General features: G+C 43.1%; 20 protein-coding genes. 18 read left to right on the forward strand and 2 right to left on the reverse strand.

What is annotated here, in order from left to right; translation table 11 throughout:
- Positions 1–168: 168 nt before the first annotated feature.
- Both QFX38_01415 and mmp10 read right to left on the reverse strand, forming a co-directional pair.
- Positions 169–1,455, reverse strand: a complete 1,287-nt coding sequence (locus QFX38_01415; GenBank protein MDI9623532.1) for a methyl-coenzyme M reductase glutamine C-methyltransferase — start codon at positions 1,453–1,455, stop codon at positions 169–171.
- Positions 1,452–2,702 carry a methyl coenzyme M reductase-arginine methyltransferase Mmp10 gene (mmp10, locus tag QFX38_01420; protein ID MDI9623533.1) on the reverse strand — a complete coding sequence of 417 codons (1,251 nt, stop codon included), beginning with the start codon at positions 2,700–2,702 and terminating at the stop codon, positions 1,452–1,454. Before mmp10 ends, QFX38_01415 begins: the two co-directional genes overlap by 4 nt.
- 263 nt (positions 2,703–2,965) lie before the next feature.
- Between mmp10 and mcrB the strand changes: the two genes are divergently transcribed.
- The 18 genes from mcrB to QFX38_01510 all read left to right on the forward strand — a co-directional run bounded on the left by mcrB (position 2,966) and on the right by QFX38_01510 (position 16,714).
- Complete coding sequence (gene mcrB, locus QFX38_01425; protein ID MDI9623534.1) at positions 2,966–4,297, forward strand: coenzyme-B sulfoethylthiotransferase subunit beta; 1,332 nt, start codon at positions 2,966–2,968, stop codon at positions 4,295–4,297.
- Between the two features lie 34 nt (positions 4,298–4,331).
- Positions 4,332–4,784 (forward strand): methyl-coenzyme M reductase operon protein D, encoded by a 453-nt coding sequence (mcrD, locus tag QFX38_01430; GenBank protein MDI9623535.1) that lies wholly within the window; start codon positions 4,332–4,334, stop codon positions 4,782–4,784.
- Positions 4,781–5,377, forward strand: a complete 597-nt coding sequence (mcrC, locus tag QFX38_01435; GenBank protein MDI9623536.1) for a methyl-coenzyme M reductase I operon protein C — start codon at positions 4,781–4,783, stop codon at positions 5,375–5,377. The genes mcrD and mcrC overlap by 4 nt, the downstream gene beginning before the upstream one ends.
- A 1-nt stretch (position 5,378) precedes the next feature.
- Positions 5,379–6,137: a coenzyme-B sulfoethylthiotransferase subunit gamma gene (mcrG, locus tag QFX38_01440; GenBank protein ID MDI9623537.1), complete on the forward strand. Its 759-nt coding sequence runs from the start codon at positions 5,379–5,381 to the stop codon at positions 6,135–6,137.
- A gap of 17 nt (positions 6,138–6,154) precedes the next feature.
- Positions 6,155–7,810, forward strand: coding sequence for a coenzyme-B sulfoethylthiotransferase subunit alpha (gene mcrA / locus QFX38_01445; protein ID MDI9623538.1), 1,656 nt, complete (start codon positions 6,155–6,157; stop codon positions 7,808–7,810).
- A 66-nt stretch (positions 7,811–7,876) separates the two neighbouring features.
- Entirely contained in the window at positions 7,877–8,794 is a 918-nt protein-coding gene (gene mtrE / locus QFX38_01450; protein MDI9623539.1) for a tetrahydromethanopterin S-methyltransferase subunit E, read from the forward strand.
- Between the two features lie 3 nt (positions 8,795–8,797).
- A complete protein-coding gene (gene mtrD / locus QFX38_01455) occupies positions 8,798–9,493 on the forward strand; it encodes a tetrahydromethanopterin S-methyltransferase subunit D (GenBank protein ID MDI9623540.1) in 696 nt (231 codons plus the stop codon).
- On the forward strand, positions 9,494–10,303 hold the full coding sequence (gene mtrC / locus QFX38_01460) for a tetrahydromethanopterin S-methyltransferase subunit C (protein MDI9623541.1): 810 nt from the start codon (positions 9,494–9,496) through the stop codon (positions 10,301–10,303).
- 15 nt (positions 10,304–10,318) lie between these two features.
- Positions 10,319–10,627 (forward strand): tetrahydromethanopterin S-methyltransferase subunit B, encoded by a 309-nt coding sequence (locus QFX38_01465; protein ID MDI9623542.1) that lies wholly within the window; start codon positions 10,319–10,321, stop codon positions 10,625–10,627.
- A gap of 12 nt (positions 10,628–10,639) precedes the next feature.
- A complete protein-coding gene (gene mtrA / locus QFX38_01470) occupies positions 10,640–11,359 on the forward strand; it encodes a tetrahydromethanopterin S-methyltransferase subunit A (protein MDI9623543.1) in 720 nt (239 codons plus the stop codon).
- A 16-nt stretch (positions 11,360–11,375) separates the two neighbouring features.
- Positions 11,376–11,594, forward strand: a complete 219-nt coding sequence (mtrF, locus tag QFX38_01475) for a tetrahydromethanopterin S-methyltransferase subunit F (GenBank protein MDI9623544.1) — start codon at positions 11,376–11,378, stop codon at positions 11,592–11,594.
- Positions 11,595–11,837: a tetrahydromethanopterin S-methyltransferase subunit G gene (gene mtrG, locus QFX38_01480; GenBank protein ID MDI9623545.1), complete on the forward strand. Its 243-nt coding sequence runs from the start codon at positions 11,595–11,597 to the stop codon at positions 11,835–11,837.
- A 23-nt stretch (positions 11,838–11,860) separates the two neighbouring features.
- On the forward strand, positions 11,861–12,796 hold the full coding sequence (gene mtrH, locus QFX38_01485) for a tetrahydromethanopterin S-methyltransferase subunit H (protein MDI9623546.1): 936 nt from the start codon (positions 11,861–11,863) through the stop codon (positions 12,794–12,796).
- Positions 12,797–12,884: 88 nt separating this feature from the next.
- On the forward strand, positions 12,885–13,838 hold the full coding sequence (locus tag QFX38_01490) for a calcium/sodium antiporter (protein ID MDI9623547.1): 954 nt from the start codon (positions 12,885–12,887) through the stop codon (positions 13,836–13,838).
- The gene (locus tag QFX38_01495; GenBank protein ID MDI9623548.1) at positions 13,831–14,262 is read left to right on the forward strand and encodes a universal stress protein; all 432 of its coding nucleotides are present in this window, start codon (positions 13,831–13,833) and stop codon (positions 14,260–14,262) included. Before QFX38_01490 ends, QFX38_01495 begins: the two co-directional genes overlap by 8 nt.
- Before the next feature lie 115 nt (positions 14,263–14,377).
- Positions 14,378–15,862 (forward strand): methanogenesis marker 14 protein, encoded by a 1,485-nt coding sequence (locus QFX38_01500; GenBank protein ID MDI9623549.1) that lies wholly within the window; start codon positions 14,378–14,380, stop codon positions 15,860–15,862.
- Positions 15,850–16,494, forward strand: a complete 645-nt coding sequence (locus QFX38_01505; protein MDI9623550.1) for a TIGR00454 family protein — start codon at positions 15,850–15,852, stop codon at positions 16,492–16,494. The genes QFX38_01500 and QFX38_01505 overlap by 13 nt, the downstream gene beginning before the upstream one ends.
- Positions 16,448–16,714, forward strand: a complete 267-nt coding sequence (locus QFX38_01510; protein MDI9623551.1) for a PRC-barrel domain-containing protein — start codon at positions 16,448–16,450, stop codon at positions 16,712–16,714. The genes QFX38_01505 and QFX38_01510 overlap by 47 nt, the downstream gene beginning before the upstream one ends.
- Positions 16,715–16,717 lie beyond the last annotated feature (3 nt).

A 16,717-nucleotide genomic window follows, 5' to 3' on the forward strand; every position in this document is an offset into this window, starting at 1 on the left:
CCCGGATAAGACTTGGTATACGCGTCAAAAAATGTGAAAAGTCCCCTTGGAAGCTCGGACGATAACTCTAATAAATGAAAGTTAAATGCCACGATAATTACATACTTCAAAAAAAATGTGACCAGAGCAAGTGATTTTCTCACTGGGAAGGCTAAACGTTCATAAAGTTTAAACAAAACCCTTTATCATGGCAGTTACTGTTCTAATATGGTTCTCTTGAGATTTGACCTCTTCAATGATAGACTCGAGTAATTTATCTGTTATTGGAATTGGCATGCTTCTAAATACATAGGAGTCTAACATGAATTTGAAGGCCCTTTCTGCTGCAAGACTTTTGAATCTTCCCTCATTTGAGACCATATAAAGTGGGTTATCTTCTAGTGGAAGTTTTTTAACTTCTTCTGCTAGGCGCGTGCCCGGTATTGGCTCGGCAATACTCACAAAATAATCGTCGAGCATGAGTTCGTCTGCAAGTTCAAGAGTAGCCTGGAAGTCGTCCTCTTCTTCTCCTGGGTAGCCTACTATGAAGGATCCGGCAACTTTCACCCCATGTTTTTTCGCCATTTCAACGGCTTCGTATATGTCATCAACACTTATACCTTTTCTCATCTTTTTTAGGATGCGCGGGCTTCCAGATTCGATACCATAGTATATCCAACCATTTGTGTATTGTGCTATTGTCTCTAGTATTTCATTGGTTACGAGGTCAACCCGTATATCAGGTACTGTTAAGTTCATTGGCCCTGTGATTTCACTAATTTTCTTTATTAATTCTATAAATGCTTCTTCGTTGATGTCCTTGAATTTTTCGCTGCCGTAGAGCGTCCCTGTACCCCCGCTTATCGCTATTCTCTTAGCGCCTTTCTTTGTGAACTCTTTGATCTCTTTTATTATATCTTCTATTTTTTTGCTTCTGACTTTTCTTCCGAAGAAGCATGGGACTTGACAGAATGTGCAGTTTCCAGGACATCCCCTGTGGGTTTCTATGTAGACATTGGCGCCTCTTATGTTTTCTTTGGAGATGTCTGATGGTATAAGTGGCGGATGCCATGAAGGGGATTCACTGGGGGGTGGTGTGGTTATTATTTTATTGTCTTTTTTGAATGCGATCCCTGGAATGGATGATAGGTCTCTGTCTCCGTTTATGTATTCCATTACATTTTTTATCTTGTTTTCTGCTTCACCTTTTACTAAAATGTCTATATCAAGGTGTTTGAATACTAGTTGTGGGTCTGCTGTTACTGGACCTCCAAGGACTTTAAAGGCTTTTATTTGATTGATATTCTCTTTGTATTTGAGTAGGTGGATTGTTGAATGCAAACTTATGAAAACAATATCCCCAGGGTTCTTGAAGTCCTTTTTTAAGGTTACATCATATCCTAGATCTTTTAGGATCCCAGAGACTATCATGGAACCGTAATTGTAAAATTCGGGTGTTATTACAGTTATTTTCATTCTCGTCTTACCCCGAAGAAGTTTATGGCTTGTATGAGTTCGTAGAAGCCTTCCATTTCCCTTTCGATGACATCATATTTTGTTAGGGTTCCGCTCATTTCACCGTCTACTGTTAATTTGTCAGGGCCTCTTGCTATTATCCTGTCTGTTCCGTCACGTGTTAAGATTTTTTCGGCTTCTTTGTCATGCACAAATGCTCTTCCTGGTATTATGACGGTTTCTTTGATTTGTGAAAGGTCTACTTTTTCCAGGTCTTTTCTTGTTATTAGGCAGGCTATGTCCTTTTCTGTTGGGTAAACATTGACGAGGTCTTGGGCTCCAAGATTTTTTATTATTTTTTCTATGTATGGTGCTGCTACTTTTCCTGTGAGTATTGTGGCCTCTGCTTTTATTTCTGGGAGTATTTCTAGGTATTTTTTGTTTTTGTCATCTGCAAGGGCGAATGGTGTATTGTTCTTGGGGTCGCAGACTGGTGTGCCTGTCACTCTTAAGTTGAATTCTTTGTCGATTTTTCTTACTAGTTTTTCGAATTCATCTATGGGGTGTGGTTCTATTCCTTCGAGGATTGGATCGTTACATAGTATGATTCCCTGGTTTTCATGGTTGGCGAATCTCATCATGATTAGGGCTTTCGCCCCCCATTCTTCTAATTTTGCGCATGTTTCTAGTAGGTCCTGGCCGTCGTTTATACCTGGGATTATGACTGCTGCTGCGTGGACTTCTATTGTTTCGCAGAATATTTTCAAAGCTTCTAGGGATGCTTCTGGTTTTTTGTCTCTCATCCATTCCCTTCTAAGTTTCGGGTTGCAGGAAAATACTGTGAATGTAACCTCATCCACTCCATTGTTGATTAGTCTTGTGGCGATTTTTGGGTCGTCTATGCCCTTCCCACTTGTATAACCTAAGTGTATTGGTATTCCAAGGTTTTTAAGCCCCTCTGTTAATTCTTGGAGGTGTGGGTAGCAGCTCACATCCCCGCCACCACTTATGTTGATTTTGAGGTTCTTGTCTTGGGGTTGTGTCATCATGAGGGTCGTTTGGACATTGCTTAAGACGAAGAATGGTGGTAGGAATTCGTTTTTGCGTTCGGCAACCTCTAGGGTGCATGTTTCACATCCTACCCTGTTTGGGGGGCAATTCTTGCAACCTAGTGGTGGAAAGTCTTTAACACCTTTAAAATAGCAATATTTGCAGAATCCTCTGCAGTCTATTCCTGGTCTGCCACCGACGTCAGCCATGATTTGCATGATTATTATCTTCTCCTTTTAGTGATAAATAATTTATCTGAGGATGGAAAAACTGTGAAAAATATTGAAAATGTTAATAATTCTATACATCACCCTATTTTCTTATTTATAAATTTTTCGACTTGAATTAAAAAGAAACCTTAATTAAACATGTTAATAAGAGATATACACCGTATACTATGCAAGGTTTAGATGAACGATCCTGGACATCCCCTGATGTCCAACTTGCATAGTATACAAAACTAATTGTTAGGAGGGAAAAAATGGCGAAGTTTGAGGATAAGGTCGACTTGTACGACGACAGAGGCAACCTCGTCGAAGAGGACGTGCCAATAGAGGCCTTAAGTCCTCTCTGGAACCCAGCCATACGAAGAATCGTACAAGGCATTAAAAGAACAGTAGCCGTCAACCTAGAAGGAATCGAAAATGCGCTGAAAACAGCAAAGGTCGCAGGACCCGGATGCAGAATACCAGGAAGAGAAATGGACCTCGACATCGTAGGAAATGCTGAAGCCATAGCAGAAACAGCAAAGAGCATGATACAAGTCTCAGAAGACGACGACACAACAGTAGAATTATTACATGGTGGAAAGAGAGCGCTCGTACAAGTACCAAGCACAAGATTCGAAGCTGCTGCAGAATACTCCGTAGCACCATTAGTAACCGCTAGCGCATTCGTACAAGCCATAATAAAAGAACTAGACGTCAGCATGTACGACGCCAACATGGTCAAAGCAGCAGTACTCGGAAGATACCCACAATCAGTCGAATACCTAGGAGGTAACATAGCCACAATGCTGGACATCCCACAGAAACTCGAAGGTCCAGGATATGCACTAAGGAACATTCTAGTCAACCACATCGTGGCAGCCACACTCAAGAACACAATGCAAGCAGCAGCACTATCATCAATCCTAGAACAGACAGCAATGTTCGAAATGGGTGACGCAGTAGGAGCATTTGAAAGGATGCACCTCCTTGGACTTGCATACCAAGGAATGAACGCAGACAACCTCGTATACGACCTAGTTAAAGAAAACGGAAAAGAAGGCACAGTAGGTACCGTAGTTGCCTCTGTTGTCGAAAGAGCACTTGAAGATGGTGTGATAAAAGTCGAGAAAGAATTAGATGGCTTCAAAGTATATGGAACAGATGACATACCACTATGGAACGCCTATGCTGCAGCCGGTTGTATGGCCGCTACAATGGTCAACCAAGGCGCAGCAAGGGCAGCACAGGGTGTATCATCAACATTGCTATACTACAATGACCTAATTGAATTCGAAACAGGGCTACCAAGCGTAGACTTCGGAAGAGTAGAAGGTACAGCAGTAGGATTCTCCTTCTTCAGCCACTCCATCTACGGTGGTGGTGGTCCAGGTATCTTCAACGGAAACCACATCGTCACAAGACACAGTAAAGGGTTCGCCATACCATGCGTCGCCGCTGCAATGGCATTAGATTCAGGAACCCAGATGTTCTCCCCAGAAGCAACATCTGGATTAATTAAAGACGTGTTCAGCCAAGTAGACGAGTTCCGAGAACCACTCAAATTCGTAGTGGAGGCTGCCGCCGAAATAAAAGATGAAATCTAGATGATCTCATCCAAGATTGGGGGCAAAGAACCTAATGGACATTGAAATATTCCCACACAGACTCCTCGGAGCCGACACAACCGAGAAACTCCTTAACGACCTTGAAGAAATTGAAAGTATAAAGAGGATGGTCATACAAGGCCAGAGACTCCCCCCAGCAGAGGAGGGACACCCTGACCGTCGAATAATTAAAATCAGCGGCCAGGAAGTTGAACTACAAGTGAAACCTGGTCGAGTATTATTAGAAGTCGAGGATGAAAGTGCAATCGATGATATAAAGAAAGTCTGTGAAGAAAACTTACCATTCGGATTCGAAGTTCACATAGGAAAATTCATAAGAACCCAGAAAACAGTAACCGATGAATTAAAATATGGGGAACTCCTTGATGAGATCCCAGATGAACTCGTCGGTTTAACAGATCCAAACGCTAGGTTAGCTGAAAGGGCTACAATAATAAAAAAAAGGAAAAAAGGGAGCAGTAGATGATCGGAAAGTGCACACATGTTGTTGATTGCCGCGAAACAATGGGCATGGGTGAAGGAGGTGGCATAGCCCAAAGGGGAACCTTCGCCCAATGTGGAAGTGAAGTACTTGCAGTTGCAATGTCCCCTGGCAGACGCCACATAACAAAGCCAGTCTGTGAGATAACATTCGCACTCCGTGAAGCCAATATAATGACAAGCACACTAGTATTAAATGCAGGCGCAGGAGTACCCCAAGATGCCCCGACAGCAGGCGCAGGAAGCTTATTCGGACTCACAGATCAAGAAATTGAACAAATGAAAAGACACAAGCTCCTAGTAGTACACCTAGGAGGAGTGAAACATCACATAATCTACAAGGCTAGGCTCATACTAAGGAATGTAGATCGTCCTTGCATAGTAATATGTGAATATCCTGTCGACTTCGAGGACTTCGCGAAGATAGGAGTTAAAACGAGGGTTGTCATGCCAGAAGAACCCAAAACAAAGGGTACAATAGTTGATATAATCAGTGGGGTTATTAGAGGAGAGACATGCCCCCAAGAAAAGTTGGATGAGATCATTAGAAAGGTTAAGTTAGCATTAGGAGGTGCATGATATGGCACAATTCTATCCTGGCAAAACCAAGATTGCCGAAAACAGAAGAAAATTCATGAACCCTGAAGCCGAATTAGAAAAATTGAGGGAAGTCTCAGATGAGGACGTGGTATGGATCTTAGGACACCGAGCACCCGGAGAAGAATACCCAAGCGTACACCCACCACTCGAAGAATTAGATGAACCAGAAGACCCAATAAGGGAACTCGTAGAACCACTAGATGGTGCTAAAGCAGGTGACAGGGTCCGATACATCCAATTCACAGACTCAATGTACAATGCACCAGCCCAACCATATGTAAGATCAAGAGCATACATGTGGAGATTCAGAGGGGCTGATGTAGGTACACTATCAGGAAGACAAATCATCGAAACAAGAGAAAGAGACCTTGAAAAACTCTCCAAGGAACTTATCGAAACAGAATTCTTCGACCCAGCAAGAAGCGGTATAAGGGGTAAAACAGTACACGGACACTCACTACGATTAGACGAAAACGGTATGATGTTCGACATGCTAAGAAGACAAGTCTACAACCCAGACACAGGCAGAGTAGAAGCAGTTAAGAACCAGATCGGAGACGAACTAGACGAACCAGTAGACCTAGGAGAGCCACTAGACGAAGAAACCCTAAAAGAGAAAACCACAATATACCGTGGAGACAACATAGCATACAAAGATGACGAACCCGTAGTAGAAGTAACCCAAAGAATCCACGTCCTAAGAAGCCAAGCAGGCTTCCTACCAGAAGAAATAAAATAGGAGGGGAGGTGTAAAATATGGCTGAAGAAAAATTATTTATGAAGGCATTGAAGAGGAAGTTCGAAGAACCCCCAGAAGAGAGACAGACCACCTTCTACAAATTCGGCGGCTGGAAACAATCCGAAAGAAAAAGAGAATTCGTAGAAGCAGGTAAAGAAATCGCCAAAAAACGTGGAATACCCGGATACAACCCAGACATTGGTACCCCTCTAGGACAAAGGGTACTGATGCCATACCAGGTATCCACAACAGACACCTTCGTAGAAGGTGACGACCTACACTTCGTAAACAACGCTGCAATGCAGCAATTCTGGGACGACATCAGAAAAACCGTTATCGTAGGATTAAACCACGCTCACGCAGTCATAGAAAAGAGGCTGGGTAAAGAAGTTACACCAGAAACCATAAACCACTACCTTGAAACAGTCAACCACGCAATGCCAGGTGCAGCAGTCGTACAAGAGCACATGGTAGAAACACACCCAGCACTAACAGACGACAGTTACGTTAAAGTCTTCACAGGTAACGACGAAATAGCAGACGAAATAGATGACGCATTCCTCATAGACATAAACAAACAATTCCCAGAAGACCAGGCTGAACAACTCAAAGCCGAGGTTGGAGACGGAATCTGGCAAGCAGTCAGAATACCCACAATAGTATCCAGGACATGTGACGGTGGTACAACAAGCAGATGGTCAGCAATGCAGATCGGTATGTCAATGATATCAGCATACAAACAATGTGCAGGTGAAGCCGCAACAGGAGACTTCGCATACGCTGCAAAACACGCAGAAGTCATCCACATGGCAACCTACCTACCAGTAAGACGTGCAAGAGGTGAAAACGAACCCGGAGGATTAGCATTCGGATTCCTCGCTGACATAGTCCAATCAATGAGAGTAAACTACGATGACCCAGTACGTGTAGCACTCGACGTCGTCGCAGCAGGTGCAATGCTATACGACCAGATCTGGCTTGGCTCATACATGTCAGGTGGTGTAGGATTCACACAATACGCAACAGCAGCATACACAGACAACATCCTAGACGACTTCACCTACTATGGTAAAGAATACGTCGAAGACAAATACGGACTCACAGAAGCGCCAAACACAATGGACACAGTATTAGACGTGGCAAGTGAGGTCACATTCTACAGCCTAGAACAGTACGAAGACTACCCATCACTACTCGAGACACAATTCGGAGGATCACAGAGGGCAGCTGTCGCAGCAGCAGCAGCCGGCTGTTCAACAGGATTCGCAACAGGAAATTCACAGACCGCATTAAGCGGATGGTACCTATCAATGTACCTACACAAAGAACAACACGCAAGACTCGGATTCTACGGATACGACCTACAAGACCAGTGTGGTGCAGCTAACGTTTTCGCAATAAGAGGAGACGAAGGCCTACCACTAGAGGCAAGAGGAGCCAACTATCCAAACTACGCAATGAACGTCGGACACCAAGGCGAATACGCAGGTATAGTCCAAGCAGTACACGCTGCAAGAGGAGACGCATTCTGCTTCAACCCACTAGTTAAGATAGCATTCGCAGACGACAACCTAGTCTTTGACTGGACCAATGTACGTGGAGAATTCGCCAAAGGCGCTCTAAGAGAATTCGAACCAGCCGGTGAAAGAGACCTAATCACACCAGCAAAATAATCACGCCAAAAAAATAATAGTATAAGGTGTATTACACGTAGGGGAACCCCCGCGTGTAATACACCTATTTTTTTATTACTAAAGGAAGAGGAGGAACAAAGTATGGATTTTATTAGTTTAGGTGTAGTGGCTTTGATGAGCGCAGCTGCAACCATAGCAGGGGCTGCTGAAGACCTAGAATCTGATGTAGGATCTCAAAGTAACCCAAATTCACAGGTACAGTTAGCACCTCAAGTAGGACACTTACACCGCATATTTAACAAGGCGGTATCTGGGGAACCAGTAGCCTATGGTTTATGGGCCGGTATCGCAGGTTCAGTAGCATACGTGTTCCTAGGCGCTCACGTCCCTGTGATCATCGCCATAGCCCTTGGAGCGGTTGTAGCTGCAATGGTCCACTCGATATATGCTGTAACCTCTCACATGGGTAGGATTGCAAGCCAATCTCAATTTAATCAGCCTTTATTCCTCGACATACTCGTCGAGCATATAGGCCCAATTGCAGGCCATGGATTTATCGTCACATTTGGTATTGTAGGATTATCATATCTCATGACATTACCACTTGAAGGACTTGGCCACCCATTCCCCTTACCATTACTTGCAGTGTTATGGGGTATCACGATAGGGGCCATTGGTTCATCAACTGGAGACGTCCACTATGGTGCTGAGAGAGAATACCAGCATTATCCATTTGGTGGTGGCGTGCCAGTGGCAAACCATGGTGACATAACAACCAAGGCAGAGTTAGGAGCCAGGAATTCAATGGATGTTGTCCACTTCTGCGCAAAATATGGAGGGCCAGTCACAGGCTTCTGCTTTGGACTCATAGTATTCTTCAGCTTCTGGACTACAATAGTATTTGGTATACAGGGTGGCATAATCGTTGGCCTTATAATAGTCCTGTTATTGATAATCCTCAACAATAGGATAGAAATGTTTGCAAGAAAGAATTATGGACCCTACAAGGAGAGGGAGGAATAAATAATGGATCCATTAACATTAATAGGAGCAATTACAGTTGGAGGAATACTTGTAGGTGGAGGCGTTCACTTCGTACCTGTAGGAGGAGCCCCAGCTGCCATGGCAACAGCAACAGGAGTAGGTACAGGTACTGCTATGCTAGCAGCCGGTGCAGGTATGACTGGACTGATAACAGCAGCGGCAATGACAGGCCAAAACCCAGTATTGATACTGGCTGCAGGAGCAGTTGGTGCTATGCTAATGTTAGGTATAACTATGCTTTTTGGTAACCTAGTTTACGTGTTTGGTGTAGGTACAATCCCAGTATCAGCAAAAGTCGACAGAGACCCTATAACAAGACTTGAACAGAAAGACTATGTAACTCCAGGTACAGAGGGTCATGGTCTCCCAACAGTCTGTTTTGTGAGTGGTCTTATAGGAGCAGCCCTCGGTGGAATAGGGGGTGGCCTAGTATACTGGGCATTACAACAGGCACTACTCCCATCCTATGGGATGTTAGGAGCAGCTACAATCGCAGGGATATTCGCTGTGGGAGTGTTCTTCATTAATGCTGTGATTGCATCATACAATATTGGTGGTACCATCGAAGGATTCCATGATCCCAAGTTTAAGAGGATTGGTAGAGGCATATTATCTTGTCTCATCGCCTCCCTAATAGCCGGAATATTTTCAACATTATTGATCGGAGGTGTATTCTAAATGACTGTAGCAGCTGGAGGTCCTACAGCCGCGGCAATCCCAGAGAGCAGATTGTTGGCCCTTGGGATCTTAGGCGGCCTTGTGGGGATATACTTATCTAGTGTTCCTATTATTGGGGCGTTACTTGCATGTCTTGGTGCGGTTTGTGCCATAGTATGGGGTGCTGATGCCATTAGAAGAGTTGCAAGTTATGGTCTTGGTACAGGTGTGCCATCTATAGGTTATATGTCAGTGGCTATTGGCATAGTGGGTTTAGTTGCTGGGGTAGCCGCTCCTATGGTAGTGGCCGTTCCTGAGATGGCAATACCTATTATAGGCTTGATACTTGCAATGATACTCGGAGCTGTTGTGGGATTCTTAGGCCAGAAGGTCTTGAAGATGAAGATCCCCATACTTACAAGATGTACTGCAGAGATTTCAGGAGCCGCCGCATTATCTGTCCTAGGATTTATAATAGCTTTAGCTGGTAATTACACCATGAAAACATTAGTAAGTTCAGTTATTGCCACAGGATTCATCGCCTTACTGTTCATATTAAATACTATGGCTATCCAGCATCCATTTAATGCATGCCTAGGACCAAACGAAAACCAGAGGAGAACCCTTAAATTAGCAGCAGCGTGCGGATTCCTTTCAATGGCTGTGATAGGATTACTATCATTTTCAACCAATCCACAATGGTGGCTTGTATTAGTTATAGGCGCCATAGGATGGCTAATAACCTTCAGAGCATTTATCAGCGCAACCTTTGAAGATGCAGCTTCTGTTAAGTGGACTGGATTATGGCCTAAGGAGGAAGAATTCGAATAAAAGGAGGATATAGAAATGGTAGACATGTTACCCTTGATTAAGGTTGTCCCTGAATTTAATTATAGTCTGGATCCTTCCACTGGTGTAATAGGGGCGGCCGTCGGAAGAGAACTTCTAATATTATCCATGGATGAGATAAACGAGCAGATAGCTGCTTTAGAGGCCACAGCAGATGATCTTGTTAATTCATTGGATCCGAGCACAGTACCAGAGGGATCATACCCCGGTAGAGAGGGAGTATACCTCACCGCGGGTAAACTAACCAACATAGTCTATGGTTTCATCCTTGGCATGATCCTGCTGTGCGCCTGGATACTCTTATAGGAGGTGTTTTTTATGGTTGAGAAAAAGGCTCCTGCTGAGGGTTGGCCTGTTGTGAATGGCGATTATGTTGTGGGCGACCCTGAGAGTCCTGTGGCTGCAGTGACTCTCGCCAGCCATATTGAGGATATCCCTCATGAAGCTGGCGCTGCTATCGCCGGGCCTTGTAAGACAGAGAACATTGGCATTGAGAAGGTTATTGCTAATGTGATCTCCAATCCTAATATCAGATTCCTTGTACTTTGTGGTTCAGAGGTTCAGGGTCATATTGTGGGTCAGAGTATGGCTGCACTTTACGAGAACGGAGTGGACCCAGAACAGAACAGGAAGATCATAGGCGCTGATGGTGCAATACCCTACATTGAGAACATACCAGATGAGGGCATAGAAAGATTCCAGAAGCAATTAGAACTTGTCAACATGATAGATGTTGAAGACCCCGAGCAGATAAAAGCGAAAGTCAAAGAGTGCATAGAAAAAGACCCAGGAGCATTCGAAGAAGAAGCCATGGTAATAGAAGTGGAAGAAGAAGCCGAGGAAGAGGTTGGCGAAGAAGTTAGGCCCGTGGCAGCGGAGACAGCGCTCATAGAAGCTAGGATGAGAAACATACAAACCCAGGTTAAAATGATAGGTTCCACTAACCGGATGTTCGCAGGCATGTACTCAGGGAAAGTCCAAGGCATAATGATAGGCTTGGCTTTTACATTAGTCTTGGGATTGCTATTAATGATATAGTGGAGGTAATAGAATGGTGATCAAATTATCAAGTAAACCAAATGTCCGAGGCATAAAAAATGTCACAGAAGATATAAGGTACAGGACCCAATTAATCGGTAGAGATGGCAGATTATTCGCGGGCTTGATAGCCACTAGGATAAGTGGAATTAGCTATGGTCTCATCATAGCATTTATCCTAGGTGTGATAATACCGTTACTAATGTCGTACGTGAAGGTACGTGGGGTGATCTAATTGGCTGAGGAAGAGACTATACCTCGCGTGATGGTATCTGCTGAGGAATTCAACAAAGCTAATGAACGCCTAGACGATGTCGAAGAGAAAGTTGAATTCGTAGTCGGGGAGTATTCCCAGAGACTAGGCCAGCAGATAGGTAGGGATGTTGGGATCCTATATGGTATAATTATAGGCCTTTTAATCCTTTTAGCTACAAGACTTTTATTCGCAGGATTTATAAAATCCCTATTGGGATTCTAAAATAATTATTTGGGAGGTATAACATGTTTAGGTTTGATAAAGAACAAGAGGTATTTGACATAGCTGGTGTTAAAGTTGGAGGTCAACCTGGAGAATATCCAACAGTCCTAGCTGGAACAATATTCTATCCTGGGCAGGACATTTTTGAAGATGAAAAGAAGGATATTTTTAATAAGGAGAAAGCGGAGGCCCTGATAAAACTTCAGGAAGAAATGTCTGACACGACTGGTAATCCTTGTTTCGTGGGTATACAAGCTGAAGATGGCGAGGCAATGGCTAACCATATAGATTTCGTCGTTGAGGTTACAGATGCGCCATTCCTCATAGACTCAACAGTTGCTGATGCGAGACTTGCAGGGGCTAGACATGCTGATGAAATAGGTGTTGCTGACAGGGCCATATACAATTCTATAAACATGTCAATTGATGATGATGAAATTGCAGGGTTAAAGGATACTGGTGTGTCATCTGCTGTAGTTTTAGGTTTCAACGCCCAAGATCCTAGTGTTAAGGGTAGGATTGCCATATGGGAAGATGGTGGAGGCATGATCCATAAAGGATTGCTAGAAATTGCAGCAGAATGTGGTATTGATAAGCCACTTATGGATGTTGCAGTAACACCATTGGGTGCAGGTGCAGGGCATGCAGTAAGAACAGCCTTTGCTGTGAAGAGCAAATGGGGTTATCCTGTCGGCAGCGCTATCCACAATGTACCATCTGCTTGGAATTGGGTGCGAGAGTTTAGAAAAGAGCACAGGGAGGTTTGGCCTGTCTGTGATGTGGGCTCCAATTTCATACAGCAGATGACAGGCTCAGATTGGATATTCTATGGTCCAATAGAGAATGTGAGGATGGCTTTCGCAGGTTGTGCGATGACTGATATCTTCATATGCGAAGCAGCCATGGACTTGGGCACAGAACCCCAAACAGAGGACCACCCATATTACAAGCTCCTCTAAATTTTGTGGGGCTATCCTCTTTTTTATTATATTTTTTTTATCGTAACCTTTAAATTTGATTACTGCTAATGGATTTTTTGGTGATGTTTTGATAATTGCAGTTGTCCTAGTTATTGCATTGGTCATATCATTAGTCATAGTTATAAAATCCGCAAATGTCTTCGTGGACAATCTGGTGGAGGTCGGGGCTGCTTTCGGGATATCAGAGGTCATACTTGGTGTTACGGCATCTGCTATTGGGACTTCTTTACCTGAATTTGGTTCCGCGGTTATAGCTTCACTTTCTGAAAGTACGGAGATCGGTGTGGGTTGTGTTATAGGGTCTAATATTTGGAATATTGCTGGGATATTAGGCATTTCAGCGATAGTTGCAGGGAGTATTGGCGCTGAATCAACAGGTATTAAGAGAGATTTCACGGCTACTCTTTTAACAGCTATTGTACTAATGTTTTTCATGTTCATGGGTAATATCGGGAGATTTGCCGCTTTTGTCATGATATTATTGTATTCTATTTATTTCTGGCGTCTTATAAAAGCCCAGAAGGACTATAACAGGGAACATGAAGAAAATAGGAGGAAATTAGATCCTAGGATCGTTATTTTCACGTTTCTTGGATTTGCTGGGCTCGTGGCAGGATGCAGGATCCTAGTTTATACTGCTGTTGGACTTGCAAGGATAATTGGAGTTCCTGAGATGATAATGGGATTATTCACACTCGCCATTGGAACAAGCATACCAGAGTTTGTTGTTACACTTTCATCTGCAATTAAAGGACTCCATCATCTATCAATTGGAACCGTACTTGGAAGTAACACCTTCAATATACTTGTAGGTATAGGAGTTCCTGCACTTATAAAATCAATCCCAGTTGACCCTTTATCATTAAAGTTGGATGCTCCAGTTATGATAATAGTAACTATCCTACTACTGTTACTAATAAAACAGGGGAACATGAAACTTAAAAGAAATGGAGGCATAATATTATTTGGTGTATACCTATTATATACGTTTATTAGACTAAATGGTGTTGGATATGTATAGGAAAATTCTTGTTGCAACTATGGGCGAATACATGGATGAACTAATAGAGCACACCTTGGACTTACTTCATGGTAGGGAAGCTGAGGTCTTATGTTTATATGTTGTCGACACTTCAGTACCCTTCTTAACCCCCCGGAAGATTAAGGACATGATGGCGAAGGAACTGCGGCAAAAAGGAGAACAAATAATAGAAGAAATGAAAAAGGGCTTAAACGGCCCACAGAACCCTAACATAAAATTTAGAGGCGTTATAAGGGAGGGGGACCCCGCGGAGGAAATCGTTAAATTCGCAGAAGAAGAAAATGTTGATGTTATCGTATTAGGGACTGGTAAAAGTCTTGTTGATAAACATTTACTTGGGAGCGTATCAGAAAAAGTTGTACATTACGCCCCTTGTACTATTCACCTTGTAAGGACAATATAATAAATGATAAATGTTTATACCTTCTGTAACCAGCTTTTACTATCAATCTTTTTTGTAAAAATTTTATATCCAAATTATGATAATTAAATCAACCAATAACGTGGGGGTACCAAGCATGTCATTTCTGAGTAGACTTTTCGGTCCTAAACCAGTAATAGCTAAAAGTAGGTATAAGACCATAGAGGAAATAAAGGCATCACCCTTCACAAAAAAGACTGTAGGTTCTGGGTACGCGTTAAACCCTGATGTATATTATATAGTGGCCTCAGTAGAGTTGGGTAACACCACCACTAAGTGCATACTAACTGCAACTAATCTTAACACAAGTCGGAGCTACCTCCTAGATAAGACTGTTAACATGACAAGGGACATAAGACCCCCAAAACCTGGTGAAGAAGTCTTTGGTAAAACGGTATGGGGTGTTGAACTAACAAAAGAGTCAGTAGCCGAACTCGTAAGGGACACGATCCTAGAATCGGCTAAGAGGGCCCGGATAGATATAGAAAAAGATCTTGACTTTGTGGTAAGATCTACTGGTGTTACAGCAGGGTTCGCATCACCCAAAGATGTTGGCCAACTCATCATAGCACTTGCAGAAGGATGTTTAAAGGCTGGTATACCACCAAGGAAGATGGCACCAGCCCTTTCGGTTGATAATCTACCCCCACGTTTAAGAAAATTTTCACTCCTAGATAAAGTGATATTTGATGGTGCTGTGGCGAGTGTGATACCACCCACTGGTAGGCAAGTGGTCGCTAATGAAATGGAAGGCGAATTAGTCACAGCAGGGATAAAAATAGGAGCTAAATGGACAAATGTAGATTACAGGAATCCTTGCGTTTCATTAGATTTTGGCACAACACTCGCAGGGCGTATAGTCAACAGTGCAGAACCCTACGCGAGAACCATTGGAAACTTCTGCGGCCTTGCAGGGGCCATACCTGACGCCCTCATAAGAGGGACTGAAATGGTCGACAAGGAAGGCGGAGCAGCCATAGACCTTTATAAAAAATCCATCCTAAAAGGGGCTGATTGGAAAAAAGCGCGCGAAAACGCAGAGATGGTGCACGAAAAGGTAATAGACATAAGAAAAGTACCTGAAAATCGTAAAAGATTTGGCACAGTCCCTGTTGACCCCGAAGCTGCATATGAGGCAGGCACAACACTCATAGGCTGTGACGCTGGGAAAAATGGTGACAAACTCCCAGAACTTACGAAGATTGGGCGTGAAATATACCATGAGGATGGTATACACACATTATTCGCAACCCTAGATTATGTGAGTGCACTTATAGCAAAAAGGCTCATAGATGAGGCCTTCGAAGAAGGAGTTATAGAAGAAGGTTCAATTTTGGGGGTGACAGGAAGAGCAGGTATAACAGGTGAAAAACCAAGACTAATACTAGAATATGTTAATAAGAGGTTTAAGGAGGTTGTGTTCGTATCAGATGCCCTTGCCCTCGGAGCCGCTGTAATGGCCCGTTGTATGAATTCCATGGGCACGCCTCACACACCAATAGGTGGCAGACAAGGAGGACCATGCATACTTGGGATGAGGAGGAAAATACAACGCAAAAAAGAAGAAAAATGGATCGAATAGAAGCTGTAATAATGGCGGGTGGGAAAGGCACGCGCCTCAACCTAGAACATGAGAAACCACTCATCCCAGCAGGTGGAAAACCTCTCATAGACCATGTACTAGAAAACCTTGAAGGATCCGAGAACATTCAAGGTATAACGATTGCAACAAGTCCAAACACTCCAAGGACAGAGGAACATGTGAAAAAGTTGGGGTATAACATAATCCGCACCAGTGGCCAAGGTTACATAGAAGATCTTGGGGAGATATTATCCTATTTCGAAGAAAAAGGCGATTATATTATATTCATTATAAATGCGGACTTGCCATTGGTGAGTTCATCCATCATTGATGAAATAATAGAACATTATAAAGCTTCTGGAGTGGAAGCGCTCACCGTTTTTGTACCTCTTAAAGTTTACAAGGATCATGGTCTTATACCGTCTAGTTCATGGAAAGGTATGGTGCCGAGCGGGGTAAATATATTAAGGAGTAAAAATAAGATACAAAAACAAGAAGTTTTAAAGATCCCAAGATTGGAACTTGCACTAAACATAAACACTCTTAGGGATCTTATATTCCTCAAAAAGAGATTAGGTGATGATGTTGGAAGAAAAAACTCTAATAAAAGGAGAAGAAAAATATTGGAGTGACATTAAGGGTTATCAGGTTGCTACGAATAATGCTAGGATACTCGGCGAACTCGAAGAACTCATAATCAACGATAAAACGGGTAAAATAATAGACATAGTCATAAAAGTAGAAAAAGGGAGGAATATCACGGTAAAAGGTGCGAAGAAAAAGGGTGACCGCCTATTCGTGCCATTTGGAAAGGTGGAGAAGGTTGGGGAGTTCATAATAATAGCTGAATAACAC

The organism is Methanothermobacter sp., from assembly GCA_030055615.1.
In the GTDB taxonomy this organism is placed as follows: Archaea; Methanobacteriota; Methanobacteria; order Methanobacteriales; family DSM-23052; genus Methanothermobacter_A.